Source organism: Halomonas zincidurans B6 (genome assembly GCF_000731955.1).
GTDB lineage: Bacteria > Pseudomonadota > Gammaproteobacteria > Pseudomonadales > Halomonadaceae > Modicisalibacter > Modicisalibacter zincidurans.
This window is the reverse complement of record NZ_JNCK01000001.1, coordinates 2,818,771-2,842,081: the sequence shown is the minus strand read 5'-3', so window position 1 is coordinate 2,842,081 and position 23,311 is coordinate 2,818,771. Positions and strand designations below refer to the sequence as shown.

The 23,311-nt window shown below is 65.1% G+C and carries 19 protein-coding genes; 3 read left to right on the top strand and 16 right to left on the bottom strand.

Annotated features, from left to right (window positions below):
• Positions 1 to 114: 114 nt before the first annotated feature.
• The 16 genes from dnaE to rpsB all read right to left on the bottom strand — a co-directional run bounded on the left by dnaE (position 115) and on the right by rpsB (position 18,262).
• Complete coding sequence (gene dnaE / locus HALZIN_RS0113245) at positions 115 to 3,618, bottom strand: DNA polymerase III subunit alpha (protein WP_031384684.1); 3,504 nt, start codon at positions 3,616 to 3,618, stop codon at positions 115 to 117.
• Between the two features lie 104 nt (positions 3,619 to 3,722).
• Positions 3,723 to 4,376 carry a ribonuclease HII gene (rnhB, locus tag HALZIN_RS0113240; RefSeq protein ID WP_084173593.1) on the bottom strand — a complete coding sequence of 218 codons (654 nt, stop codon included), beginning with the start codon at positions 4,374 to 4,376 and terminating at the stop codon, positions 3,723 to 3,725.
• A complete protein-coding gene (gene lpxB, locus HALZIN_RS0113235) occupies positions 4,373 to 5,638 on the bottom strand; it encodes a lipid-A-disaccharide synthase (protein WP_084173591.1) in 1,266 nt (421 codons plus the stop codon). The genes rnhB and lpxB overlap by 4 nt, the downstream gene beginning before the upstream one ends.
• A 3-nt stretch (positions 5,639 to 5,641) precedes the next feature.
• The gene (lpxA, locus tag HALZIN_RS0113230) at positions 5,642 to 6,412 is read right to left on the bottom strand and encodes an acyl-ACP--UDP-N-acetylglucosamine O-acyltransferase (protein WP_031384681.1); all 771 of its coding nucleotides are present in this window, start codon (positions 6,410 to 6,412) and stop codon (positions 5,642 to 5,644) included.
• Positions 6,409 to 6,852: a 3-hydroxyacyl-ACP dehydratase FabZ gene (gene fabZ / locus HALZIN_RS0113225; protein WP_035575365.1), complete on the bottom strand. Its 444-nt coding sequence runs from the start codon at positions 6,850 to 6,852 to the stop codon at positions 6,409 to 6,411. The genes lpxA and fabZ overlap by 4 nt, the downstream gene beginning before the upstream one ends.
• A 117-nt stretch (positions 6,853 to 6,969) precedes the next feature.
• Complete coding sequence (gene lpxD, locus HALZIN_RS0113220; RefSeq protein ID WP_031384679.1) at positions 6,970 to 8,010, bottom strand: UDP-3-O-(3-hydroxymyristoyl)glucosamine N-acyltransferase; 1,041 nt, start codon at positions 8,008 to 8,010, stop codon at positions 6,970 to 6,972.
• 33 nt (positions 8,011 to 8,043) lie between these two features.
• Positions 8,044 to 8,226, bottom strand: a complete 183-nt coding sequence (locus tag HALZIN_RS0113215) for a hypothetical protein (RefSeq protein WP_031384678.1) — start codon at positions 8,224 to 8,226, stop codon at positions 8,044 to 8,046.
• A gap of 34 nt (positions 8,227 to 8,260) precedes the next feature.
• Positions 8,261 to 10,594: an outer membrane protein assembly factor BamA gene (gene bamA, locus HALZIN_RS0113210; protein ID WP_031384677.1), complete on the bottom strand. Its 2,334-nt coding sequence runs from the start codon at positions 10,592 to 10,594 to the stop codon at positions 8,261 to 8,263.
• Positions 10,595 to 10,741: 147 nt separating this feature from the next.
• A complete protein-coding gene (rseP, locus tag HALZIN_RS0113205; protein ID WP_031384676.1) occupies positions 10,742 to 12,100 on the bottom strand; it encodes a sigma E protease regulator RseP in 1,359 nt (452 codons plus the stop codon).
• Between the two features lie 15 nt (positions 12,101 to 12,115).
• Entirely contained in the window at positions 12,116 to 13,330 is a 1,215-nt protein-coding gene (gene ispC, locus HALZIN_RS0113200; protein WP_031384675.1) for a 1-deoxy-D-xylulose-5-phosphate reductoisomerase, read from the bottom strand.
• 40 nt (positions 13,331 to 13,370) lie between these two features.
• On the bottom strand, positions 13,371 to 14,168 hold the full coding sequence (locus HALZIN_RS0113195; RefSeq protein WP_031384674.1) for a phosphatidate cytidylyltransferase: 798 nt from the start codon (positions 14,166 to 14,168) through the stop codon (positions 13,371 to 13,373).
• A complete protein-coding gene (uppS, locus tag HALZIN_RS0113190; RefSeq protein ID WP_031384673.1) occupies positions 14,161 to 14,904 on the bottom strand; it encodes a polyprenyl diphosphate synthase in 744 nt (247 codons plus the stop codon). Before uppS ends, HALZIN_RS0113195 begins: the two co-directional genes overlap by 8 nt.
• 59 nt (positions 14,905 to 14,963) lie before the next feature.
• Complete coding sequence (gene frr, locus HALZIN_RS0113185) at positions 14,964 to 15,521, bottom strand: ribosome recycling factor (protein WP_031384672.1); 558 nt, start codon at positions 15,519 to 15,521, stop codon at positions 14,964 to 14,966.
• A 4-nt stretch (positions 15,522 to 15,525) separates the two neighbouring features.
• On the bottom strand, positions 15,526 to 16,350 hold the full coding sequence (gene pyrH, locus HALZIN_RS0113180; RefSeq protein WP_035575363.1) for a UMP kinase: 825 nt from the start codon (positions 16,348 to 16,350) through the stop codon (positions 15,526 to 15,528).
• Positions 16,351 to 16,470: 120 nt separating this feature from the next.
• Positions 16,471 to 17,340, bottom strand: coding sequence for a translation elongation factor Ts (gene tsf, locus HALZIN_RS0113175; RefSeq protein WP_031384670.1), 870 nt, complete (start codon positions 17,338 to 17,340; stop codon positions 16,471 to 16,473).
• A 166-nt stretch (positions 17,341 to 17,506) separates the two neighbouring features.
• Complete coding sequence (gene rpsB / locus HALZIN_RS0113170; RefSeq protein WP_031384669.1) at positions 17,507 to 18,262, bottom strand: 30S ribosomal protein S2; 756 nt, start codon at positions 18,260 to 18,262, stop codon at positions 17,507 to 17,509.
• Positions 18,263 to 18,568: 306 nt separating this feature from the next.
• Here rpsB and map point away from each other — a divergent pair, with 306 nt between their 5' ends.
• From map to HALZIN_RS17610, 3 genes are all read left to right on the top strand, one after another.
• Positions 18,569 to 19,357, top strand: a complete 789-nt coding sequence (map, locus tag HALZIN_RS0113165) for a type I methionyl aminopeptidase (RefSeq protein WP_031384668.1) — start codon at positions 18,569 to 18,571, stop codon at positions 19,355 to 19,357.
• Between the two features lie 51 nt (positions 19,358 to 19,408).
• On the top strand, positions 19,409 to 22,084 hold the full coding sequence (locus HALZIN_RS0113160; protein WP_031384667.1) for a [protein-PII] uridylyltransferase: 2,676 nt from the start codon (positions 19,409 to 19,411) through the stop codon (positions 22,082 to 22,084).
• Positions 22,085 to 22,215: 131 nt separating this feature from the next.
• Positions 22,216 to 23,262 (top strand): Fic family protein, encoded by a 1,047-nt coding sequence (locus HALZIN_RS17610; RefSeq protein ID WP_084173589.1) that lies wholly within the window; start codon positions 22,216 to 22,218, stop codon positions 23,260 to 23,262.
• Positions 23,263 to 23,311: the final 49 nt, after the last annotated feature.

Here is a 23,311-nt window from a genome sequence, read left to right as displayed (position 1 = left end):
ACAGGTCTTCGAGGAGGCGCTGTGAATACCCCCGTGTACGCTACCGACGCCATCCATGGCGTCGGACCTCCTCTTCGACCTGTCTCGGTGCCCTTTATTCGCGTGTCCAAGGCGTCAGCCACGATACTTGAGACGGATGCCATCCTGGCCCTCGACGTCGCGTAGCGCGGCGAGCAGCTCGTCGGCCGGCGAGACCTTCCACTCGCCGCCGAGCTCCAGCCAGCCACTGGCGTGGTCGTTGCGATAGCGCACCCGCACCGGCAGCCCGGCGTCGCTGCGCCACGGGTCGAGACTTGCCCGCAGGCTGGCAACGAAGCGCCCGTTGCAGCGCGCGCCGTCCACCAACAGCTCGACGGCCTCGCCGTAGCGCGCCCGGGCGTCGACCATCGCGGTGATCTCCTTGCCGCGCAGCCGCAGGCCGCCGGAATAGTCGTCGCTCTGGACCTCGCCCTCGACGATCAGCACCTGGTCGGTGCCCAGGTTGTCGCGCGCCTGATCGAACAGCTCGCCGAACAGCGACGCCTCGATGCGCCCGGTACGATCGTCCAGCGTGACGAAGGCCATGGTGTCGCCGCGCTTGGACTTCATGGTGCGCATCGCCACCACCAGCCCGGCGATCCGCTGCGGCTCGCGGGACGGCTTGAGGTCGCCGATTCGCGTCGACACGAAGCGTGCAAGCTCGTGCTCGTACTCGTCGATCGGGTGGCCGGTGAGATACAGCCCCAGGGTATCCTTCTCGCCGGCCAGGCGCTCCTTGTCGCTCCACTCGCGCACGTCGCGGTAGTCGGCGTAGGCGTCGCCGGTCTCGGGCTCGCTGAACGCCTCGCCGAACATGTCCATCATGCCCAGGTTGGCGTTGGTGGTGCTCTGGGCGGCGGCCTTGAGCGCGTCCTCCAGCGCGGCGGCGAGCATCGCCCGCGAGGGCCCCAGGTTGTCGAGCGCCCCGGAGCGGATCAGCGCTTCGAGGGTGCGCTTGTTCATGCGCTTGCCGTCGACCCGGCGACAGAAGTCGAACAGATCACTGAAGGCGCCGCCCTCGGCACGCGCCTCGACGATCGCGCCGATCGGCCCCTCGCCGACCCCGCGGATCGCGCCGAGCCCGTAGACCACCCGGCCCGCGTCGTCGACGGTGAACTTGTAGCCGCCGACGTTGACGTCGGGCGGGGTCACCGTAAGGCCCAGGTTGCGGCACTCCTCGATCAGCGGCACCACCTTGTCGAGGTTGTCCATTTCGGTGGACAGCACCGCGGCCATGAACGGCCCGGGGTAGTGTGCCTTGAGCCAGGCGGTCTGGTAGGAGACCAGGCCGTAGGCCGCCGAGTGCGACTTGTTGAAGCCGTAACCGGCGAATTTCTCCACCAGGTCGAAGATATTGCCCGCCAGCTCCTTGTCGATGCCGTTGGCGGCGCAGCCCTCCATGAAGCCGGCGCGCTGCTTGGCCATCTCCTCGGGCTTCTTCTTGCCCATCGCCCGGCGCAGCATGTCGGCCTGGCCCAGGCTGTAACCCGCCAGCACCTGGGCGATCTGCATCACCTGCTCCTGATAGAGGATGATGCCATAGGTGGGCTCGAGCACCGGCTTGAGCAGCTCGTGCTGGTAATCCGGGTGGGGAAAGGAGAGCTCGGCGCGGCCGTGCTTGCGATTGATGAAGTCGTCGACCATGCCTGACTGCAGCGGCCCGGGGCGGAACAGCGCGACCAGCGCGATCATGTCCTCCAGCGAGTCGGGTTGAAGGCGCTTGATCAGCTCCTTCATGCCGCGGGATTCGAGCTGGAAGACGGCGGTGGTCTCGGCCTTCTTGAGCATGTCGAAGGTCGGTGCATCGTCGAGCGGGATGGTGTCGAGATCGAGCGGGCCATGGCCGTCGCGCGCACGCACCGTGTCGACCATCGCCAGCGCCCAGTCGATGATCGTCAGGGTACGCAGGCCCAGGAAGTCGAACTTGACCAGCCCGGCGTCCTCGATGTCGTTCTTGTCGAACTGCACCACCAGGCTGCCGCCGCCCTCGTCGCACAGCAGCGGCGAGAAGTCGGTGAGCTTGGTCGGCGCGATCACCACCCCGCCGGCGTGCTTGCCGGTGCCGCGGGTGATGCCCTCGAGCTTGAGCGCCATGTCCCAGATCTCCTGGGCCTCCTCGTCGTTGGCGAGGTAATCGCGCAGCGCCTCCTCCTGCTCATGCGCCTTGGCCAGGGTCATGCCGACCTCGAAGGGGATCAGCTTGGAGAGCTTGTCGCCCAGCGAGTAGGGCTTGCCCTGGGCGCGCGCCACGTCGCGCACCACCGCCTTGGCGGCCATGGTGCCGAAGGTGACGATCTGCGACACCGCATCGCGGCCGTAGCGCTCGGCGACGTAGTCGATGACGTCGTCGCGCTTTTCCATGCAGAAGTCGACGTCGAAGTCGGGCATCGAGACGCGTTCGGGATTGAGGAAACGCTCGAACAGCAGGTCGTATTCCAGCGGGTCGAGATCGGTGATCTTGAGCGCGTAGGCGACCAGCGAGCCGGCCCCGGAACCACGCCCCGGCCCCACCGGGATGTCGTTGTCCTTGGCCCACCGGATGAAGTCCATGACGATCAGGAAGTAGCCTGGAAAGCCCATCTTGATGATGATGTCGAGCTCGAAATCCAGCCGCTCGCGATAGGCGCTCTCGTGCTCGGCGCGCTCGCGAGCGGCGTAGATCGCGCTGTCGCCGTCGAACAGCTGCGTCAAACGCTCGCTCAGGCCGTCGTGGGAGACCTTGCGGAAGAAGCCGTCGAGAGTCATGCCCTCGGGGATCGGGAACTCGGGCAGGAAGATCTCGCCGAGCCGCACGTCGACGTTGCAACGCGCGGCGATCATCACGCTGTTCTCCAGCGCCTCGGGGATGTCGGCGAACAGCTCGGCCATCTCCGCGGGGCTCTTGAGGTATTGCTCCTCGCTGTAGCGGCGCTCACGGCGACGATCGTCGAGCGCCTTGCCCTCGCCGATCGACACCCGGGTCTCGTGGGCCCAGAAATCCTCGCGGGTCAGAAAGCGCACGTCGTTGGTGGCCACCACCGGCGTTGCGGTCGCGCCGGCCAATTCCACCGACAGATGCAGGCAGTCCTCGTCGTACTGGCGCTCGGTACGCTGCAACTCGAGATAGAAGCGCCCCGGGAAGTGCTGCTGCCATTCCTCGAGCACGGTGCGCGCCTCGGCCTGGTGGTCGGCGAGCAGGAAGCGTCCGATCTCGCCCTCGCGCGCTCCGGACAGTGCGATCAATCCTTCGCTTTGGGCGAAGATCCAGGCCTTCTTGAGCACCGCGAGGCCCTGCTGCTGGCCTTCCAGCCAGCCCCGCGAGATCAGCTCGGTGAGGTTGCGGTAACCGACGTCGTTCATCGCCAGCAGCGTCAGCCGGTAGGGGTGGCTGGCGTCGAAGGGGTTCTCGAGCCACAGGTCGGCGCCGATGATCGGCTTGAGGCCGGCACCGAGCGCCGCCTTGTAGCCCTTGACCAGGCCGAACAGGTTGGCCTCGTCGGTGACCGCCATCGCCGGCATGCCGGCTTCGGCCGTGGCCGCGACCAGCGGCTTGAGGCGCACCAGGCCATCGACGAGGGAATATTCGCTGTGTACACGGAGGTGAACGAAAGGCGTGGTCATATCGGGCTCGCGGTTGTGCGGTGACCGGGGCTTGGCGGGCGATGGTCGATGCGGCATCGCCGACTCGGTCGGAAACGGTCAGTAACGCTTTGAATCAGTAATGCTTAAAAAAGGTCGAGCTGTCTTTTCACCGGGGCGAACGAGCGGCGATGCTCGGGCAGCACTCCCAGCCGCTCCAGGGCCGCCAGATGCTCGGGGGTCGGGTAGCCCTTGTGGCGGGCGAAGCCGTACTCCGGGAAGCGCTCGTGCAACGCCACCATCTGCGCGTCGCGGGCCACCTTGGCGAGGATCGACGCCGCGCCGATGGCCGGATGGCGAGCATCGCCCTTGATCACCGCCTGGCCGGGACAATGATGCCCGGGCAACCGGTTGCCGTCGACCAGCAGATACTCGGCGGCGATCAGCAGGCCGTCGATCGCCCGACGCATCGCCAGATGGGTGGCGTGATAGATATTGAGCTCGTCGATCTCGGCGGGCGACGCCTCGGCCACCGCGAAGGCCAGCGCCCGGTCGCGAATCGCCGTATCAAGCGCCCGGCGGCGCTGCGCGCTGAGCGCCTTGGAATCGTCGATGCCAATGATCGGCCGACACGGATCGAGAATCACCGCGGCGGCGACCACCGAGCCGATCAGCGGCCCGCGGCCGACTTCGTCGACCCCGGCCAATCGCTCGCCGGCGTAATCGACGATAAGCTCGGCTTCGCCGTCGAGGCCACGCAGGGTATGCGTCACGCCCGGGCTGGCCAGCGCGATGGTCATTGTCGATCTCCTTGGCCTTCGTCCTTCTTGTCAGACCCGCCGTAAGAAACAGCGCCGAGGGTATCCTCGGACGACGTGCTCGCCTGACCTGACTCACTCGACTCGGCTGGCTCATTTGACAGGGGCCGGCGCGCCGCCACCGCCAGCACCGCCTCGGCGGCGCGCTCGCTGGCGCCGCGCTGCAGCGTGGCGTGCAGCGCGGCGAAGCGCGATTCCATGGCCTGGCGCGCCGTGTCGTCGTCGAGCCATTGCGTCAACGCCGCGGCGATCGCCTGCGGCGTCGCGGCATGCTGGATCAGCTCCGGCACCAGGCTCTCACGCGCAATCAGGTTGGGCAACGAGATCCATTCGGTCTTGACCATGTGCCGGGCCAGCCAGTGGGTCGCCGGGGCCATCTTGTAGGCCACCACCATCGGCCGATGGCAGAGCATCGCCTCCAGCGCCGCGGTTCCCGAGGCCAGCAGTACCGCGTCGCTGGCGATCATCGCCTCACGCGAGCGGCCGTCGATCAGCGTGACCCGTTCGGCCAATTGCGGATGCTCGGCCAGCAGCGCTTCGAGTTCGTCGCGACGCTGCGCGGTGGCCGCCGGAATCACCAGCTGCAGGCCTTCGATGCGCGCCGCCAGACGCTCGGCAGCGGCCAGGAAGGTGGCGCCCAGGAAGTGGATCTCGTTGCCGCGCGAGCCGGGCAATATCGCCAGCACCGGTCGCTCGGCATCCAGCCCCAGCGCATGCCGGGCGGCCAGCCGGTCGTTGGCAAGCGGCAGCTCGTCGGCCAGCGGGTGGCCGACGAAGGCGACCGGTACCCGATGGCGGGCGTAGAAGGCCGCCTCGAACGGCAGCAACGTCAGCATCGCGTCCACCGAGCGGGCGATGCCCTTGACGCGGCCCTGACGCCAGGCCCACACAGAAGGGCTGACGTAGTGCGCGGTGGCGATGCCCGCCGCGCGCAGTTGACGCTCGAGCCCCAGGTTGAAGTCCGGCGCATCGATGCCGACCATCGCGTCCGGCTGCCAGGCCAGCGCGTCGCGCTTCAGATGCCGACGCACGCGGATCAGCCCCGGCAGGTGCTTCAACACCTCGACCAGGCCCATCACCGCGAGGGTTTCCAGCGGATAGCGGCTATCGAGGCCCTCGGCGATCATCCGCGGACCGCCGATGCCGCGAAACTGCACCTCGGGGTGGCGCGCCTTGAGCGCCCGCATCAAGCCGACGCCGAGAATGTCACCCGACAGCTCGCCGGCGACCAGATAGATCTTCATGGCTCAGCGAATGATGCCGCGGGTCGATACACGCAACGAGTCGCTGAACGCGGTGACCTCGGCCAGGTCGGCATAGCGGGCGTCGATCTCGGCGAGCGCCTGGTCGAGCGTCAGCCCCTGGCGATAGACCAGCCGATAGGCATCGGACAGCGCCTTGAGCGCCTCGCGCGAGAAGCCGCGGCGCTTGAGCCCGACCAGGTTGAGCCCGTGGGCCTGCCCGGGGTTGCCGTTGACCATCAGGTAGGCGGGGATGTCCTTGGTGACGATCGAGCCGCCGCCGCACATCGCATGGGCACCGACATGGCAGAACTGGTGAATCGCGCTGAGCCCGCCGAGGATCACGAAATCGCCCAGCGTGACATGGCCGCCCAGGGTTGCCTGGTTGGCGAGAATGCAGTCGTCGCCGATCAGGCAGTCATGACCGACATGGGCGTAGGCCATGAACAGGTTGCGGCTGCCGATGGTGGTCACGCCACGGTCCTGGACGGTGCCCCGATGCAGGGTCACGCCCTCGCGCACGACGTTGTCGTCGCCCATCTCGAGACGCGTCGGCTCGCCGGCGTATTTCTTGTCCTGGCACTCTTCGCCGACCGAGGCGAACTGGAAGATGCGGTTGCGCCGGCCGAGCCGGGTTGGTCCCTTGAGTACCACGTGCGGGCCGATCCGGCAGCCCGCGCCGATCACGACATCGGCACCGATCACGCAAAACGGCCCCACCTCGACGTCGTCGGCCAGTTGCGCTCCGGGATCGACGATGGCGGTTGGATGAATCAAGCGACCTTCCTCTCGGCACAGATGATGTCGGCTTCGCAGACCAGCTCGCCGTCGGCCGTGGCGCGACAAGCGAACTTCCAGATGCCGCGCTTGGCGAAGATCACCCGGGCTTCCAGACGCAACTGATCGCCGGGCATGGCCGGTCGTTTGAGGCGCACGTTGTCGCTGCCCACATAATAGTAGACGTAACCGTCGCGGGGCAGCTTGTTGACCGTCTTGAAGCCCAGGATGCCCGCTGCTTGCGCCAACGCCTCGATGATCAGCACGCCGGGCATGATCGGATGGTGCGGAAAATGCCCGTTGAAGAAAGGCTCGTTGATGCTGACGTTCTTGTGGGCAACGATGTATTCGCCGAGTTCCAGCTCCATCACCCGATCGACCAGCAGGAATGGATAGCGGTGAGGGAGATACTCGCGAATTTCGTTGATGTCCATTATCATCGATGCAACCTCTGATAGTGCGTCACGCCTGTCCGAGCGGCGCAGGCAATGCTGGGGCAGGCCAGCTGCCTGTGAAGTGACGGGGGATTATAGCGTTGCTACGGGCGTCTTACAGCCTCAAGACTGACGCGCGTCGCGCTCAAGCCGACTAAGACGCTTGGCGATATCGTCCAACTGCTTGAAACGCACGGCATTCTTGCGCCATAGCGCGTTCTGCATGGCGCCGGTACCCGACGAGTAGACGCCGGGCTCGGTGATCGAATTGGTGACCAGGCTCATGCCGGTGACTTGCACGCCGTCGCAGATCGTCAGGTGGCCGGAAAGACCGACACCACCGCCCAGCATGCAATGACGACCGACCCGGGTCGAACCGGCGATGCCGACACAGCCGGCCAGCGCACTGTGCGCACCGATCTGCACGTTGTGGGCGATCTGAACCTGGCTGTCGATCTTGACGTCATCGCCGATCAGGGTATCGCCCAGCGCGCCGCGATCGATGCTCGAGCAGCTGCCCACTTCGACCTCGTCGCCGATGATCACCCCGCCCAGTTGGGCGATCTTGTGCCAGCGCGCGCCGTCGTGGGCGAAGCCGAAGCCGTCGGCACCGATCACGCAGCCACTGTGCAGAATGGCGCGTTCGCCAATCGTCACGCCGTGATAGACGGTGACATTGGCGTACAGCCGCGAACCGGCACCCAGCGACGAGTCGGCGCCGATCACGCTGCCCGGGCCGATCACTACGTCGTCGCCGAGCACCGCGCCGCGTTCGACGACCGCCTGGGCCTCGATACGCACGTTGGCGCCTAGCGAGACGTCCTCGGCGACCATCGCCGACGGATGCACGCCGGCCTCCTGAGGCATCGCCATGGGATCGAACAGCCGCGAGAGCTCGGCGTAGGCCAGGTAAGGGTTGTCCAGCTCGAGACGCGCGACCGGGCAGTCGGCGACATGGGCCGGGTGCAGCAGTACCGCGGCCGCCCGGGTTGCGGGTAGATACTTGAGATACGCCTTGTTGGCGAGAAAGCTGATATCGTCCGGGCCGGCATCGCTGAGCGTCGCCAGGCCGCTGACCCGGCGTTCGCCGTCACCGACGAGGGTCGCCCCCAGTCGCGTGGCCAGCTCGCCCAGCGAGCAGGAAAAGGTCTTGGTCGTCTTCATGTCGGCGAGGCCGGCGGCAGAACGCTCGGCACCTCAGTTGGCATTGAGGATTGCGGTCACTTCCCGAGTCAGGTCGAGACCGCCGTTCATGTGGACGACGGTCTCGTGATCGAGCACCTGCACGTCGTGACGCGCGACGTCGTTGGCGTAGGCGTAGGCGCAGACAGGGGCGAACAGCGCCCCCGACGGGCACAGCACGCCGGTTAGCTTGCGCATGCCAGCGTCTCCCTGGTTGCGGACTCGGCCGGCATCAGAACGTCTGACCGAGGGAGAACTGGAAGACCTGGGATTCATCGTCGTCCTTGGCGTTGAGCGGCTGGGCGACGCTGAAGGTCAGCGGCCCCACCGGCGTCAGCCAGGAAAGCCCCAGGCCGGCGCTGTAGCGTAGGTCACCGAGACGAACGCCGCTTTCGCAGTTCGATTCGTAGCCTTCGGGCAGGTCATAGCATTCGGTCAGATAGGTGTTGCCGGCATCGAGGAACACCGTGGTCTGCAGCGAGCGACGGTCCTCGATGAATGGGAACGGGTAGATCAACTCGACGGAGCCCTCGAGGAGCACATTGCCGCCCAGAGTATCCTTACTTCCACCGGCGGGACCGAGGGTCTTCGGCCCTAGCGTATTGCCCGAGTAGCCGCGTACCGAGCCCAGCCCGCCGGAATAGAAGTTTTGGTAGAACGGATAGGGGTCGTTGCCGATGGTGTCGGCGTAACCCAGCGTGGAAGCGAACTTGAGCGACCAGTCGGGGTTCAGTTCGAACAGCTTCTGGCCACGGTAGCGCAGCTTGTAATATTCGGCGTCGGAACCCGGCACCGCGGTTTCCAGCGACACGCGCTGGTAGCTGCCCGCGGTGGGTAGAATGCCGCGATCGAGATTGTTGCGGGTCCAGCTGGCGGTCAGCTTGTAGCTGGATGCGTCCTTGCCCTGGCTGTCGACGTACTCGACGATCTCCAGCGGGGTATCGTCGTAGGTTTTGACGCTCAGCTCCTCGAGGCCCACGCCGAAGTTCAAGCGGCTGAGATCGTTGATCGGGTAGCCGAAATTGATGCTGCCGCCGTAGGAGTCGGTCGAGTAGGTCGAGATGTCGGAATTCTCGTAATTGGTCTCGCGGTAGAACAGGTTATAGCCGCGCGAGATGCCGTCGAGTGTCCAGTAGGGGTCGGTGAAACCGAAGTTCAGGTTGGTATAGGTGTCGCTACGCTGGGCGCCGACATTCACCTTGTTGCCGGTGCCGAGGAAGTTCTTCTGCGACAGCGAGGCGCCGTAGATCACCCCTGCGGTCTGCGAGAAGCCGACGCTGGCCGAGATCGAACCTGACGGCTGCTCCTCGACATTGTAGGTGACATCGACCTGGTTGGGTTCGTCGGCAACCGGACGGGTCTCGACATCGACCTGACGGAAGAAGCCCAGCCGTTCGAGGCGCTGCTTGGACTGGCTGATCTTGTCGGTGGAGGCCGGCGCGCCCTCCATCTGGGTCATTTCGCGACGCAACACCTCGTCCTGGGTGGTGGTGTTGCCCTTGAAGTTGATGCGTCGCACGTAGGCCCGGCGCCCGGGCTTGACCAGGAAGGTGACATCGACGGTGTCGCTGTCCGCGTCGACCTCGGGCACGCTTTCGACGGTGGCGAAGGCGAAGCCCTCGGCACCGAGCTTCTGGCGCAAGGCCTCGGCGGACTCGGTGAGCGCGCTGCGCGAATAGATATCGCCCGTCTCGGCAGTGATCAGCGAACGCGCCGTGCTCTCGGCGATCTTGAGATCGCCGGCAAAGCCGATCTCGTCGATGCGATAACGCTTGCCCTCGTCGACATTGACGGTGACGAAGATCTTCGACTTGTCGGGACTGATCGCGACCTGGGTCGAGGTGATGGCGAAATTCACATAGCCGCGATCGAGATAATAGGAACGCAACGACTCGAGATCGCCGGAGAGTTTCTCGCGGGAATATTCGTCGTTGGAGAACCAGCCGAACAGCCAGCCGGGACGGTCTTCGAGCTGCATCAGTTCGCGCAGGGTCTCGTCGTCGAACGCCTGATTGCCGACGATATTGATCTGGCGAATCTTGGCGACATTGCCCTCGTTGACGTTGATGTTGACCTGCACGCGATTGCGATCAACCGGTTCGACCGAGGCGTCGATGCTGGCGCTATAGCGACCCTGGGATTGATAGAGCTGTTCCAGCTGACGCTGGACCTCCTCCAGCGAAGCGCGCTGCAGGACCTGACCTTCGGCCAGCCCCAGATCCGACAGGCCCTTGCGCAGATCCTCGTCGGAGATCTGCGAATTGCCGTCGATCTCGACGCGGGAGATCGACGGCCGCTCCTCGACGCGAATGATCAGCACGTCGTCGTCGCGAGCCAGGCTTACATCCTCGAACAGCCCGGTGTCGAAGAGCTGCTTGGCTGCATCGGCCAGTTGACGGTCGTCGACGCGCTCGCTGGCGGAAACCGGGAAGGCGTTGAAGACGGAAGCGGCCGAAACCCGCTGCAGCCCCTCCACGCGAATGTCGGAAACAGTAAAGGGGGCCGCCTGGGCCACTTGGATGCTGCATAGCAGCAGTGCCGCCAATCCGATGGTCTTGAGTTTCATGCGCTCGCTTCGCTCGAGTTGTTCCGCCGGCTCGCTGAACAGGCACCTTATACATTTACGCGGGTAACTGACAAGGCCAACCATGGCGCTTGCCGCGCGTCACCCTAACACGGCCCCGCAGGGCATTTCTCACCGCCAGCCATCTTTCTACAAACGCATCAGGTCGAAATACAGCGCCATCACCATCAGCGTTCCAACCAGCGCCAGGCCGATGCGCAAGCCGGCCGACTGAGCCGCTTCGGACACCGGCCGCCCGCGGATCAGCTCGATGACGTAATACAGCAGATGGCCGCCGTCGAGCACCGGGATCGGCAGCAGGTTGAGCACCCCCAGGCTGATCGACAGATAGGCCATGAAGGCCACGAAGCTTTCCAGTCCGCTGCGTGCGGTCTCGCCGGCGATACGCGCGATGGTGATGGGCCCCGACAGGTTGCTCGGTGAAATCAGCCCGATCAGCATCTTGCGGATCGAATCCAGCGTCAGTACGGTCATCTCGCCGGTCCGGGTCACTGCCTCGGCCACCGCGTCCAGCGGGCCGAAGCGAATCTCGCGGCGGTAGCTCTCGGGCCAACTGACCGGCTCGACGCCGGCGCCGATATAGCCGATCGCCTCGCCGTCCTGCTCGCGACGCTGCGGGGTCAAGCTCATCTCGCGGGTTGCCGCGTCGCGCTCGACGCGCAGCGTCAGGGTCTTGCCCGGGTTGGCCCGCACCCGCTCGACGAAAGCCATCCATTCGCCGATCGGCTCGCCGTCGACCGCCACGATGCGATCGCCGGTCTGCAGTCCGGCCTGCGCGGCGGCGCCGTCGTCGAGCACCTGGCCAAGTACCGCCGGTGTCGCCGGACGCCAGGGGGTCACGCCCAGGGTGGTCAGCGGCTGCGGCGGGTCCTGGCCGACCAGCCAGTCGGACACCGGCACCTGATAGCGTCTCGTCGCCTGGTCGCTGCGTTCGGGGTCGCGGGTCGCGATCTCGAGCGAGCCGTCGGCACCGATCGCCGACAGCAGTTCGAGGTTGACCGCCTCCCAGGTCGGTGTGGCATCGCCCTGCACCGCGACGATTTCCTGGCCGCTCGCCAGCCCGCCGCGCGCTGCCGGCGAATCCGGCGCCACCGGGCCGATCACCGGGGCCACGGTGCTGGTGCCCATCACGAAGATCAGCCAGTAGGCGGCAATCGCCAGCAGGAAGTTGGCCAGCGGTCCCGCCGCGACGATGGCGATCCGCGCCCACACCCCCTGACGATTGAAGGCGCGATCGAGCTCCTCCTCGGCCACCGGGCCTTCGCGTTCGTCGAGCATCTTGACGTAGCCGCCCAGCGGGATGGCAGCAATCGCGTACTCGGTGCCATGACGATCGAAGCGCGACCACAGCGGCTTGCCGAAGCCCACCGAGAAGCGCAGCACCTTGACACCGCAGCGCCGCGCGACCCAGAAGTGCCCGAACTCGTGAAAGGTGATCAGCAGCCCCAGCACCACGATGGCCGCCAGGACATTCTGAATCGCGTCCATCTTTCTCTCCTCGCGTTAACGCCTCGGTCGCTGGGCGGCAATTCGCTGGGCAGCATCCTCGCGGGCCCGCGCATCCTCGTCGAGAATCATAGCCAGCTCGTCGGCCGGTTGCACCTCGCGCGTAGCGAGCACCCCCTCGACGACCTCGCCGATCGCGGCGAAGGCCAGCCGACCGGCGAGAAACGCCCCGACCGCGACCTCGTTGGCGGCATTGAGCACGGCCGGCGCGGTCCCGCCGGTAGCCATCGCCTCGCGGGCCAGGCGCAGGCAGGGAAAGGCCGCCTCGTCGGGCGGTTCGAAATCGAGCCGTGCGACCTCGAACAGGTCGAGCCGCGCGACGCCGGCGTCGATCCGCTCGGGCCAGGCCAGGCCAAAGGCAATCGGCGTACGCATGTCCGGGTTGCCCAGCTGGGCGATCACCGAACCGTCGCTGTAGGCGGCCATCGAATGGATCACGCTCTGCGGATGCACGACCACCTGGATCTGTTCGGGGTGCGCGGCGAACAGCCAGCAGGCCTCGATCAGCTCGAGCCCCTTGTTCATCAGCGTGGCGCTATCCACCGATATCTTGCGGCCCATCGACCAGTTGGGATGCGCGCAGGCCTGTTCGGGAGTCACCGCACGCAGCTGCTCGGGCGTCCAGCCACGAAACGGCCCGCCCGAGGCGGTCAGCAGCAACTGCTCGACTCCGGCTTCGCCGAGCCCGCCGCGGCGCCCGGGGGGCAGGCACTGGTAGATGGCGTTGTGCTCGGAGTCGATGGGCAGCAGGGTCGCGCCATGGCGCTCGACGGCGTCCATGAACAGTGCCCCGGACATCACCAGCGCCTCCTTGTTGGCCAGCAGCACGCGCTTGCCGGCACGCACCGCCGCCAGCGTCGGCAACAGCCCCGCGGCGCCGACGATGGCGGCCATCACCACGTCGACCTCGGCGGCCTCGGCGACCTCGCTGAGCGCCGTCGCGCCGGCGCGCACTTCGGTGCCGAGCCCGGCCGCCGCCAACCGGTCACGCAGCCAGGCGGCATCGTGCTCGGCGGCGAGTACCGCGACCGCCGGGCGGTGTAACAGGCATTGCTCGAGCAGCGCTTCGCGACGCCGGCCCGCGGTGAGCGCGTGGACTCGGTAGCGATCGGGATGGCGGGCAATCACGTCCAGGGTATTGACGCCGATGGAACCGGTGGCGCCCAGCACGGTGACCCGCTGACGGCGCGGCGTGACGGAAAGCTCGCTCATGCGGATCTCCTCGCGGCCGAGAATTTCACGACTCGGCGTGTCACAGCCATAACCGCAGCAGGGCGAACAGCGGTACTGCGGCGGTGAGGCTGTCGATACGATCGAGAATGCCGCCGTGGCCCGGCAGCACTCGCCCCGAATCCTTGATTCCGCGCCAGCGCTTGAACATGCTCTCGAGCAGGTCGCCGAGCACCGAGACCAGCGTGACCAGCAAGGTGGCGACGACCAGCCACAGGGTGTCGGCGATACTCAGCGACAGGCCCGTGGCATAGCCCAGCGCCAGCAGGGCGGTGACCATCATGCCGCCGTAGACGCCTTCCCACGATTTGCCGGGACTGACCTGGGACGCCAGCTTGCGACGTCCGAAGCGTCGGCCGGCGAAATAGGCGCCGATATCGGCCAGCCACACCAGCAGCAGTACATAGAGCAGCCATTCGAGGCCGTCGGCACGCAACTGCACGAACCCGACCCAGCATGGCAGCAGCACCCACATGCCGATCAGCGCGCGCCGCGGGGTCGAGCGCCATTGGTGACCGCCATCGGGATAGCGCGCCACCCAGTAGAGGCTTAGCAACCAGCCGCCCAGGGCCAGCCACAGCGGCCAGGTGGCGTGTACGGCGCCGCTGAACCAGCCGACGATCATCAGCGCCACCAGTGCGGCGACGTAAGCAAGCCGCGGCGCCAGTCGGACGATACCCGCGAGATTGGCCCATTCCCAGGCCGCCAGCGCCACCACGCCACCGGTGAAGATCGCGAAGCCGCCGCCGTCCAGGCCGAACAGCCCGGCGACCATCAGCGGTCCCAGGATCGCGGCGGTGATGATGCGCTGCTTAAGCACCCCGGGCCTCGATCTGTTCCTGGGTCATCCCGAAGCGCCGCTGACGCCGGCAGTAATCGTTGAGTGCCGCATCGAAGGCATCCGCCGAAAAATCGGGCCACAACAGCGGCGAGAAATAGAACTCGGAGTAGGCCAGCTGCCAAAGCAGGAAGTTGGAGATACGCTGCTCGCCGCTGGTGCGAATGCACAGGTCGACCGGCGGCACGCGGCCTTGGTCGATCTCACGCTCGAGCAACTGCTCGTCGATCGCCTCGGCGGTGAGTTGGCCGGCCTCGACCCGCGCCGCCAGGCGTCGTGCAGCCAGGGCGATGTCGCGATGGCCGCCATAGTTGGCGGCGATTACCAGGTGTAGGCCGTGATTGTCGGCGGTCAGCGCCTCGGCGCGTTCGATGTGTTCCTGGATCGAACTCGAGAAGCGTTCGCGCTCACCGATCACGGTCAGGCGAATGTCGTGCTCATGGAGCTTTCTGACCTCGCGCTTGAGCGCCATCAGGAACAGTTCCATCAACGCGCTGACCTCGCTCGACGGGCGCTTCCAGTTCTCGCTCGAGAAGGCAAACAGCGTCAGTGTCTCGATGCCCCGCTCGGCCGCGCGTCGGATCACCGCGCGCACTGCCTCGACACCGGCACGATGACCGCGCGTGCCGGGCAGCCCGTGGGCACGCGCCCAACGGTTGTTGCCGTCCATGATGATCGCCACGTGGCGTGGCAGATTGTCGGTCTGCTGTTGTGTCATGCTATCTCGCCTGGCGGGCGTAAGAGACGGACGGCGCAACGCGCGCCGCCCGCTCCGGCTCAGACCTGCAGCAGGTCGTGTTCCTTGGCTTCCAGCAGCTTGTCGATCTCGGCGACATACTTGTCGGTCAGCTTCTGGATCGCCTCTTCACCCTGATGCTCATCGTCCTCGGTGATCGACTTGTCCTTGAGCAGCGCCTTGATGTCGCTGTTGGCATCGCGGCGTACGTTGCGCACCGCCACGCGAGCGTTCTCGGCTTCACCGCGGGCCTGCTTGATGTAGCCGCGACGGGTTTCCTCGGTCAGCGCCGGCATCGGCACGCGGATCACGCTGCCCGCGGTCGCCGGATTGAGTCCCAGGTCGGAGGTCATGATCGCCTTCTCGACCTTGGGCACCATCGACTTCTCCCACGGCACCACGGCCAGGGTACGGGCATCCTCGACGTTGACGCTGGCCACCTGGTTGAGCGGCATCTGCGCGCCGTAGTACTCCACGGTGACCGAATCCAGAATCGTCGGATGGGCGCGCCCGGTGCGGATCTTGTGGAAGTTGGTCTGCAGCGACTCGAGAGTCTTCTTCATTCGCGCTTCGGCGTCTTGCTTGATGTCGTTGATCACGGTTTCAACCTCTGTCTATCAGCGTACCTTCCTTACCACCCACGACCAGGTTCAACAACGCCCCGGGCTTGGTCATGTCGAATACACGCACCGGCATGTCATGGTCCCGTACCAGGCAAATGGCGGTCAAATCCATGACCCCCAGCTTGCGGTCGAGCACTTCATCGTAACCCAGTCGCTCGTACTTGACGGCATCCGAGTGACGCACGGGGTCCTTGTCGTAGACGCCGTCGACCTTGGTGGCCTTGATCACCACGTCGCCATCGATCTCGATGCCGCGCAGGCAGGCCGCGGAGTCGGTGGTAAAGAAGGGGTTGCCGGTACCGGCGGAGAAGATCACCACGTCGCCCGAGGTGAGATAACGAATGGCGGTGCGCCGGTCGTAGTGCTCGACCACGCCGCTCATGGGGATCGCCGACATCACCCGCGAGCGGATGTTCGAGCGTTCCAGGGCATCGCGCATGGCCAGTGCGTTCATTACCGTGGCCAGCATGCCCATATGGTCACCGGTCACGCGTTCCATGCCCGCCGCATGCAGCGCCGCGCCACGGAACAGGTTGCCGCCGCCGATGACGATGCCGACCTGGACGCCGATACCGACCAGTTGCCCGATCTCCAGCGCCATGCGGTCGAGCACCTTGGGGTCGATGCCGAACTCGCCATCGCCCATCAGCGCCTCGCCGGACAGCTTGAGCAGGATCCGCTTGTACTTTGACTTGTCGCTGCGCGGTGCGGACTTGTCGCTGCGCGGTGCGGACTTGTCGCTGCGCGGTGCGGGCTTGTCGCTGCGCGGTGCGACGCTGACATTCGGGTCGGGAAGGGCGGGCATGGCGTCTCTCCTGGTAACAGCGGAAAAGTGGGCAGCCGGCGCTAGCGCCTAAAACCACCGGCCGGATACACAATGGCGTGCGCCGAAGCGCACGCCATGCAACAACCAGAAGCTAGGACCTCAGCTGCGACGAGCCTGTTCCATGACTTCCTTGGCAAAATCGACTTCTTCCTTCTCGATGCCTTCGCCGACTTCGAAGCGCGTGAAACCAACCACTTCACCGCCGTGCGACTTGACGTAGTCCGCCACCGAGGTGTTGGGGTCCTTGACGAACGGCTGCTCGGTCAGGCTGACCTCGGCCAGGTACTTCTTGAGACGGCCCTGGACCATCTTCTCGGCGATCTGCTCGGGCTTGCCGGCCATGTCCGGCTGGGCCAGAATGATCGCCTTTTCCTTGTCGAGCTGCTCCTGGGGCATGTCCTCGGGACGCGCCACCAGCGGGTTGATCGCCGCGACGTGCATGGCGACATCCTTGGCCGCGTCGGCATTGCCGCCCTTGAGCTGGGTCAGCACGCCGATGCGGCCGCTGTGCACGTAGGCGCCGACCACACCGTCGGCCGGCGCTTCGACGACCACCGCACGCCGCACGCTGATGTTCTCGCCGATCTTCTGTACCAGCTGCTCGCGGGCGGTTTCCAGCTCGCCGTCCATCAGCGCGGCGACGTCTTCGCTCCTGGTCTCGAAGACCTTGGCGACGACTTTCTCGGCGAAGGCCTTGAAGTTGTCGTCCCGGGCGACGAAGTCGGTCTCGGAGTTGACCTCGAGCATCACGCCGCAGCGGCCGTCGTCGGCGACGCGGGTCACCACCGCGCCTTCGGCGGCGGTACGACCGGCCTTCTTGGCGGCCTTGAGACCGGAGTTCTTGCGCAGGTCCTCGATCGCTCGCTCGATGTCGCCGTCCGCCTCGGTGAGCGCCTTCTTGCACTCCATCATGCCGAGCCCGGTGCGTTCACGCAGTTCCTTGACCAGCGATGCGCTGATAGCTGCCATGGTGAATACCTCTGAAAATTGTCGACGTCGAATAACGCAAAGCAACGTAGGCGCTCGGCGCGTCGGATCGCAGAGACCCGGCGCGCCGAGCCAAGCTTGATAGCCGGGGCCTGGCCCCCATCGGCCTGCCCGGACGGCTTCGCCGCGCGGGCGGGCCCGCTATCGATCACTCGGCGACTTCGTTGCTCTCGGTAGGGTTGCTCTCGATGCTCTCGGTTACCTCGACGAACTCGTCGGGACGGCCTTCCTTCGCCTTGGCGCTGGCATCGGCGATCGCCTGCACGTAGATCTGGATGGCGCGGATCGAGTCGTCGTTACCGGGGATGACGTAATCGACGCCATCGGGGTTCGAGTTGGTATCGACCACGCCGATCACCGGAATACCCAGCTTGTTGGCTTCGTTGATCGCGATGCGCTCATGGTCGACGTCGACCACGAACAGCGCGTCGGGCAGGCCGCCCATATCCTTGATGCCGCCCACGCTGCGCTCGAGCTTGTCCTGCTCGCGGGTGGCCATCAGCACTTCTTTCTTGGTCAGCTTGGCGAAGGTGCCATCTTCGTGCATGGCTTCCAGCTCGCGCAGACGCTTGATGGACACGCGGATGGTCTTGTAGTTGGTCAGCATGCCGCCCAGCCAGCGATGGTTGACGAACGGCTGACCGGCACGCTGGGCCTCTTCCTTGATGATCTTGCTGGCCGCACGCTTGGTGCCGACGAACAGGATCTTGTTGTTGGAAGCGGCCATCTTCTCGACCACGGCGGCGGCGTCGTTGATCGCCGGCAGGGTGTGCTCGAGGTTGATGATATGGATCTTGTTGCGTGCGCCGAAGATGAACTTGCTCATCTTCGGGTTCCAGTACTTGGTCTGGTGCCCGAAGTGGGCGCCTGCCTTGAGCAGGTCACGCATATTGACTTGCGCCATGGGAATGACTCCTGATGTATCGGGTTAGGCCTCCATGCACCCCATGGATCCGACCGCGACGAGTGTTTCGCCGACGGCACCCGGGACCATGTGTCGGTGCATGTGTGTTTTTCAAGGCATTGATTGCTTGTCGCCTGACGCCGCGCTCTGAAGCCGTGCTCGGCAGATGCAATGTCGAGACGAGGCGCCAAGGCGGAGTACGGTTTGCAGTCAAGCGCGCGGCTTTATACCATAGATGACCGCCAAGATGAAGCCGGCCGGGCCTTATCAGGCCACTCACGGCCCCATTTCCCGACCCGAGATTCCATGAACGTCCCGATCAATACCCCCGACGATATCGAGAAGCTGAAGATAGCCGGACGCTGCGCCGCCCAGGTGCTCGAGATGATTGCCGAGCATGTCCGTCCGGGCGTCTCGACCGGCGAGATCGACAAGCTGTGCCAGGACTATCTGGAGCAGGAGTTGGGCTGCACATCGGCCACCATCGGCTATCACGGTTACCAGCACGCCACCTGCATCTCGCTCAACCACGTGGTGTGTCATGGCATTCCCGACTTCAGCAAGCTTTTGAAGAAGGGCGACATCTTCAATATCGATGTCACCGTGATCAAGGACGGCTATTACGGCGATACCAGCCGCATGTTCCTGATCGGCGAGAACATCAAGGGCGAACGCCTCTCGCAGATCACTCAGGAGTGCCTTTACAAATCGCTGGCGATCGTCAAGGAGGGCGCCCGGCTGTCCGACATCGGCAAGGCGATCCAGGCCCATGCCGAAGCCAACGGCTACAGCGTGGTGCGCGACTTCTGCGGGCACGGTATCGGCAAGAACTTCCACGAGGAACCGCAGGTACTGCATTATGACGGCTACGATCAGCATAACGACCTGATCCTCAAGGAGGGCATGTGCCTGACCATCGAGCCGATGATCAATGCCGGCAAGTACCAGACCAAGGTGCTCAAGGATGGCTGGACGGCGGTCACCCGCGACAAGAGTCTGTCGGCGCAGTGGGAGCATACGCTGGTGGTCACCAGGGGCGGCTGCATCGTCACCACGGCGCGCCACGACGAGGACCTGTCGTTTCTCGACGGCTGACCGCCGTCTTCGTTGACCCGCCCTTCGTCGCCGCCTGGAGAGTCGTTTCGCATGCTGCTGCATCACTACCGCTTCGTGGCCGACGACAGCCTGTTTGACGTCGCCGACTTTCGCGCCGAACTCGACACCGGTCGCCCGCCGGTCCCGCTGTACAAGCAGGCGCTGCGCGACATCCAGACGCGCCTCGACGCACGCTTTCGCGACGGCGCCGACATCCGCGACCTGATTCACGGACGGGCCTGGTGCCTCGATCGGCTGCTCGAGACGGCCTGGACCCGCCACCCCTGGCCCGATGCCGGCGTCGCGCTGCTCGCGGTGGGCGGCTACGGTCGCGGCGAGCTGCACCCGCATTCCGACATCGACCTGCTGCTGCTGCTCGAGCACGACGACGACGCCCCCTATCGCGAGCCGCTCACTGCCTTCATCACCTTTCTCTGGGACATCGGCCTGGAGATCGGCCACAGCGTGCGCTCGCTGGCCGATTGCGAGCGCGAGGCGCGCGCCGACGTCACGGTCATCACCAACCTGCTGGAAACGCGCACCCTGGCCGGCCCCGAACGCCTGCGCGAGGCCATGACCGAGCGCCTGTCGAGCCGCCACATGTGGCCGCCGGCTCAGTTCTTCGAAGCCAAGTGGCAGGAGCAGATCGCCCGCCACTACAAGCACAACAACTCCGAGTACCAGCTCGAGCCCAATCTCAAGAGCTCGCCCGGCGGGTTGCGCGACATCCAGATGATCGGTTGGGTGGCCAAGCGCTATTTCGGCCCGCTGCGTTACGAGGACGTCGTCGCCCAGGGCTTCATGAACGACGCCGAGCTGCAGATCCTCAGCCAGGGCCAGGCTTTCCTGTGGCAGGTCCGCTACGCCCTGCATACCCTCACCGGGCGCGCCGAGGATCGTCTGCTGTTCGACCATCAGCGCGCCATCGCCGAGCTGTTCGGCTTTAACGACAGCCACCAAGGACTCGGCGTCGAGCAGTTCATGAAGCGCTACTACCGGCATGTCACCGCGCTGGCCGGGCTCAACGACATGCTGCTGCAGCATTTCGACGAGATGATCCTGCGCGGCGACGAGGCGCTCGAGATCCAGCCACTCAACGCCCGCTTCGAGATTCGCGGCGGCTACATCCAGGCGCGCCACCCCGGCGTCTTCCGCCGTCGTCCCGCCGCACTGCTCGAGCTGTTCCTGCTGATGGCCCAGCACCCCGGCATCGAGGGCGTGCGCGCCGAGACCATCCGCCTGATCCGCGATCACCGCCACATGATCGACGAGGCCTTCCGCGACGACCTGCGCCACCAGAGCCTGTTCATGGAACTGCTGCGCAGCGGCGGCAACGTGCCGCGCCAGCTGCGGCGCATGAACCGCTACGGCATCCTCGGCAAGTACCTGCCCGAGTTCGGCCAGGCGGTGGGGCTGATGCAGCACGACCTGTTCCACCTGTACACCGTCGACGCCCACACCCTGCGCCTGCTCAAGTTCATCCAGCGCTTCCGCGAGACCGCCGGGCGCGAGGACTTTCCGGTCGCCGCCACGCTGATCCATCAGTTGCCCAAGCTCGAGCTTCTATGGATCGCCGGGCTCTATCACGACATCGGCAAGGGCCACGGCGGCGATCACTCGCTGATCGGCGCCCAGTACGTCGCCGAGTTCGGCGAGCGTCACGGCCTGTCGCCCCGCGACACCCGGCTGGTCGCCTGGCTGGTCGAGCACCACCTGCTGATGTCCAAGACCGCCCAGAAGCGCGACATCTCCGATCCCGAGGTGATTCGCGAGTTCGCCCACCAGATGCGCGACGAGGTGCATCTCGATTATCTCTACGTGCTCACCGTCGCCGACATCACCGCCACCAATCCCTCGCTGTGGAACGGCTGGCGCGCCGCGCTGCTGCGCCAGCTGCATGGCGAGACCAAGCGCGCCCTGCGCCGCGGCCTGGAAAACCCCATCGACCGCGACGACTGGGTCCGCGAGACCCGCGCCGAGGCACTCGGCCTGCTGCGCACCCTGGGCGCCGACGTCGCCCGGGTCGAGGTGCTGTGGGACACCCTCGGCGACGACTACTTCATGCAATACACGCCCAGCGAGATCGTCTGGCAGACCCAGGGCATCCTCGCCCACGCCGGCTCCGAGCTGCCGCTGGTGCTGGTCAGCGCGCCCGCCGAGGACACCAGCGAAGGCGGCACCAAGGTGTTCATCCATACCCGCTCGGTGGACGATCTGTTCGCCGCCACCGCCGCGGCCATGGACCAGCTCGACCTGTCGATCCACGATGCACGCATCGCCACCTCGAGCAACGACTGGACGCTCAACACCTTCATCGTGCTCGACGACGCCAACGAGCCGATCCGGGAAGCGGCGCGGCTCGAGCGCATGCGCGCGTACCTGGTCGAGGAGCTCGACGATCCCGACGACTACCCGCAGATCGTCAATCGCCACACCCCGCGCCAGCTCAAGCACTTCCGCGTGCCCACCCAGGTACTGATCGAACAGGACCCGGCCAACGCGCGGACCATGCTCGAACTGATCGCCCCCGACCGCCCGGGGCTGCTGGCGCGGGTCGGGCGGATCTTCATGGAGCAGCACATCGCGCTGTCGGCGGCCAAGATCGCCACCCTCGGCGAGCGCGTCGAGGACGTGTTCTTCATCACCGACAAGAACGGCGAGCCGCTCATCGACCCCGAACGCCAGGCGGCGCTGCGCGAACGGCTGCGCGAGATGCTGAGCGTTTGACACAACCCGACAAAAAAGGCCAGACAAAGCACTCGTCCATAGGAATAGGGTAACAAAGCAAAAATAAGGGCAAACTGGTGAAAAATTACCCCATTGAAGCTATTATGCTCCCCTTCCAATAAGGGGGCGGCATGCATTCACTTTCACCTGAATTTCTGGATAGGCTGCGCTATGACGGCTTGCAACTTGCCACCTTGCGTACGCTAGGAGAGCATCGCGGAAAGCAACAACTATTCACCATTCAGTCACCGGAAGTGCTACGTGATCTCAAACAAGTGGCAGTCATCGAGTCAGCTGAATCTTCTAACCGCCTCGAAGGCGTCGTAGTAAAGCCCAGTCGGCTCAAACCCTTGATAGTACGCAACGCTACGCCTAAAAGCCGCTCCGAGCAGGAACTGGCGGGTTACCGCGATGCGCTGGCACTGATTCATGAATCGGCAAGCGATATGCCCCTTTCCGTGGGAGTCGTCAGACAACTGCACGCCCTTCTCTACCGCTATATGCCGCAGGATGGCGGGAATTGGAAAGCAACCAACAATGACATCATCGAGAAAGGGCCTGATGGCAGCAGTCGTGTTCGCTTCCAGCCAGTCGCCGCGCACCTAACCCCCATGGCCATGAACAAGCTAGTGGATTGCTACCAACATGCCCTGGATCGTCATTTGGCCGACCCTCTCGTACTGGTCCCACTCACCATCCTGGACTTTCTCTGTATTCACCCTTTTCCAGACGGCAACGGACGTATGGCCAGATTGCTGACACTCGTACTGCTCTATCATTTCGATTATGACGTGGGTCGCTTCATCAGCCTGGAGCGTATAATCGAGGAATCCAAGGAGAGCTACTACGAAACCCTCGAAACCAGTTCCCAGGGCTGGCACGAAGGCCAACATAACGCCCGTCCCTGGCTCGACTACTTTTGGGGCGCTCTGCTGCGCGCCTATAAGGAGTTTGAAGCGCGTGTCGGCACCATTGACAACAGCCGGGGGAATAAAAGCGATCGGGTTCGTGCCGAAGCGCTTAATCGCACCCTACCTTTTTCGATCTCCGAACTGGAAGAGAGTTGTCCCGGCATTAGCCGCGATACCGTGCGCCTAGTACTACGAGCACTGAAAGCCGAAGGGCTAGTCAAACCGACGGGGAAAGGCCGGGGCGCAAAATGGATAAACATACAGTAAAATGATATTCAACCACGTCTCAGCTTGTTACCGAACACTTTTGGACAAC

Excerpts from the sequence above, each read along its gene's own strand:
- dnaE (WP_031384684.1), bottom strand. The coding sequence starts at position 3,618 with ATGACCACGCCTTTCGTTCACCTCCGTGTACACAGCGAATATTCCCTC.
- rnhB (WP_084173593.1), bottom strand. The coding sequence starts at position 4,376 with ATGACCATCGCGCTGGCCAGCCCGGGCGTGACGCATACCCTGCGTGGC.
- lpxB (WP_084173591.1), bottom strand. The coding sequence starts at position 5,638 with ATGAAGATCTATCTGGTCGCCGGCGAGCTGTCGGGTGACATTCTCGGC.
- fabZ (WP_035575365.1), bottom strand. The coding sequence starts at position 6,852 with ATGATAATGGACATCAACGAAATTCGCGAGTATCTCCCTCACCGCTAT.
- lpxD (WP_031384679.1), bottom strand. The coding sequence starts at position 8,010 with ATGAAGACGACCAAGACCTTTTCCTGCTCGCTGGGCGAGCTGGCCACG.
- HALZIN_RS0113215 (WP_031384678.1), bottom strand. The coding sequence starts at position 8,226 with ATGCGCAAGCTAACCGGCGTGCTGTGCCCGTCGGGGGCGCTGTTCGCC.
- bamA (WP_031384677.1), bottom strand. The coding sequence starts at position 10,594 with ATGAAACTCAAGACCATCGGATTGGCGGCACTGCTGCTATGCAGCATC.
- rseP (WP_031384676.1), bottom strand. The coding sequence starts at position 12,100 with ATGGACGCGATTCAGAATGTCCTGGCGGCCATCGTGGTGCTGGGGCTG.
- ispC (WP_031384675.1), bottom strand. The coding sequence starts at position 13,330 with ATGAGCGAGCTTTCCGTCACGCCGCGCCGTCAGCGGGTCACCGTGCTG.
- uppS (WP_031384673.1), bottom strand. The coding sequence starts at position 14,904 with ATGACACAACAGCAGACCGACAATCTGCCACGCCACGTGGCGATCATC.
- pyrH (WP_035575363.1), bottom strand. The coding sequence starts at position 16,350 with ATGCCCGCCCTTCCCGACCCGAATGTCAGCGTCGCACCGCGCAGCGAC.
- tsf (WP_031384670.1), bottom strand. The coding sequence starts at position 17,340 with ATGGCAGCTATCAGCGCATCGCTGGTCAAGGAACTGCGTGAACGCACC.
- rpsB (WP_031384669.1), bottom strand. The coding sequence starts at position 18,262 with ATGGCGCAAGTCAATATGCGTGACCTGCTCAAGGCAGGCGCCCACTTC.
- map (WP_031384668.1), top strand. The coding sequence starts at position 18,569 with ATGAACGTCCCGATCAATACCCCCGACGATATCGAGAAGCTGAAGATA.
- HALZIN_RS0113160 (WP_031384667.1), top strand. The coding sequence starts at position 19,409 with ATGCTGCTGCATCACTACCGCTTCGTGGCCGACGACAGCCTGTTTGAC.
- HALZIN_RS17610 (WP_084173589.1), top strand. The coding sequence starts at position 22,216 with ATGCATTCACTTTCACCTGAATTTCTGGATAGGCTGCGCTATGACGGC.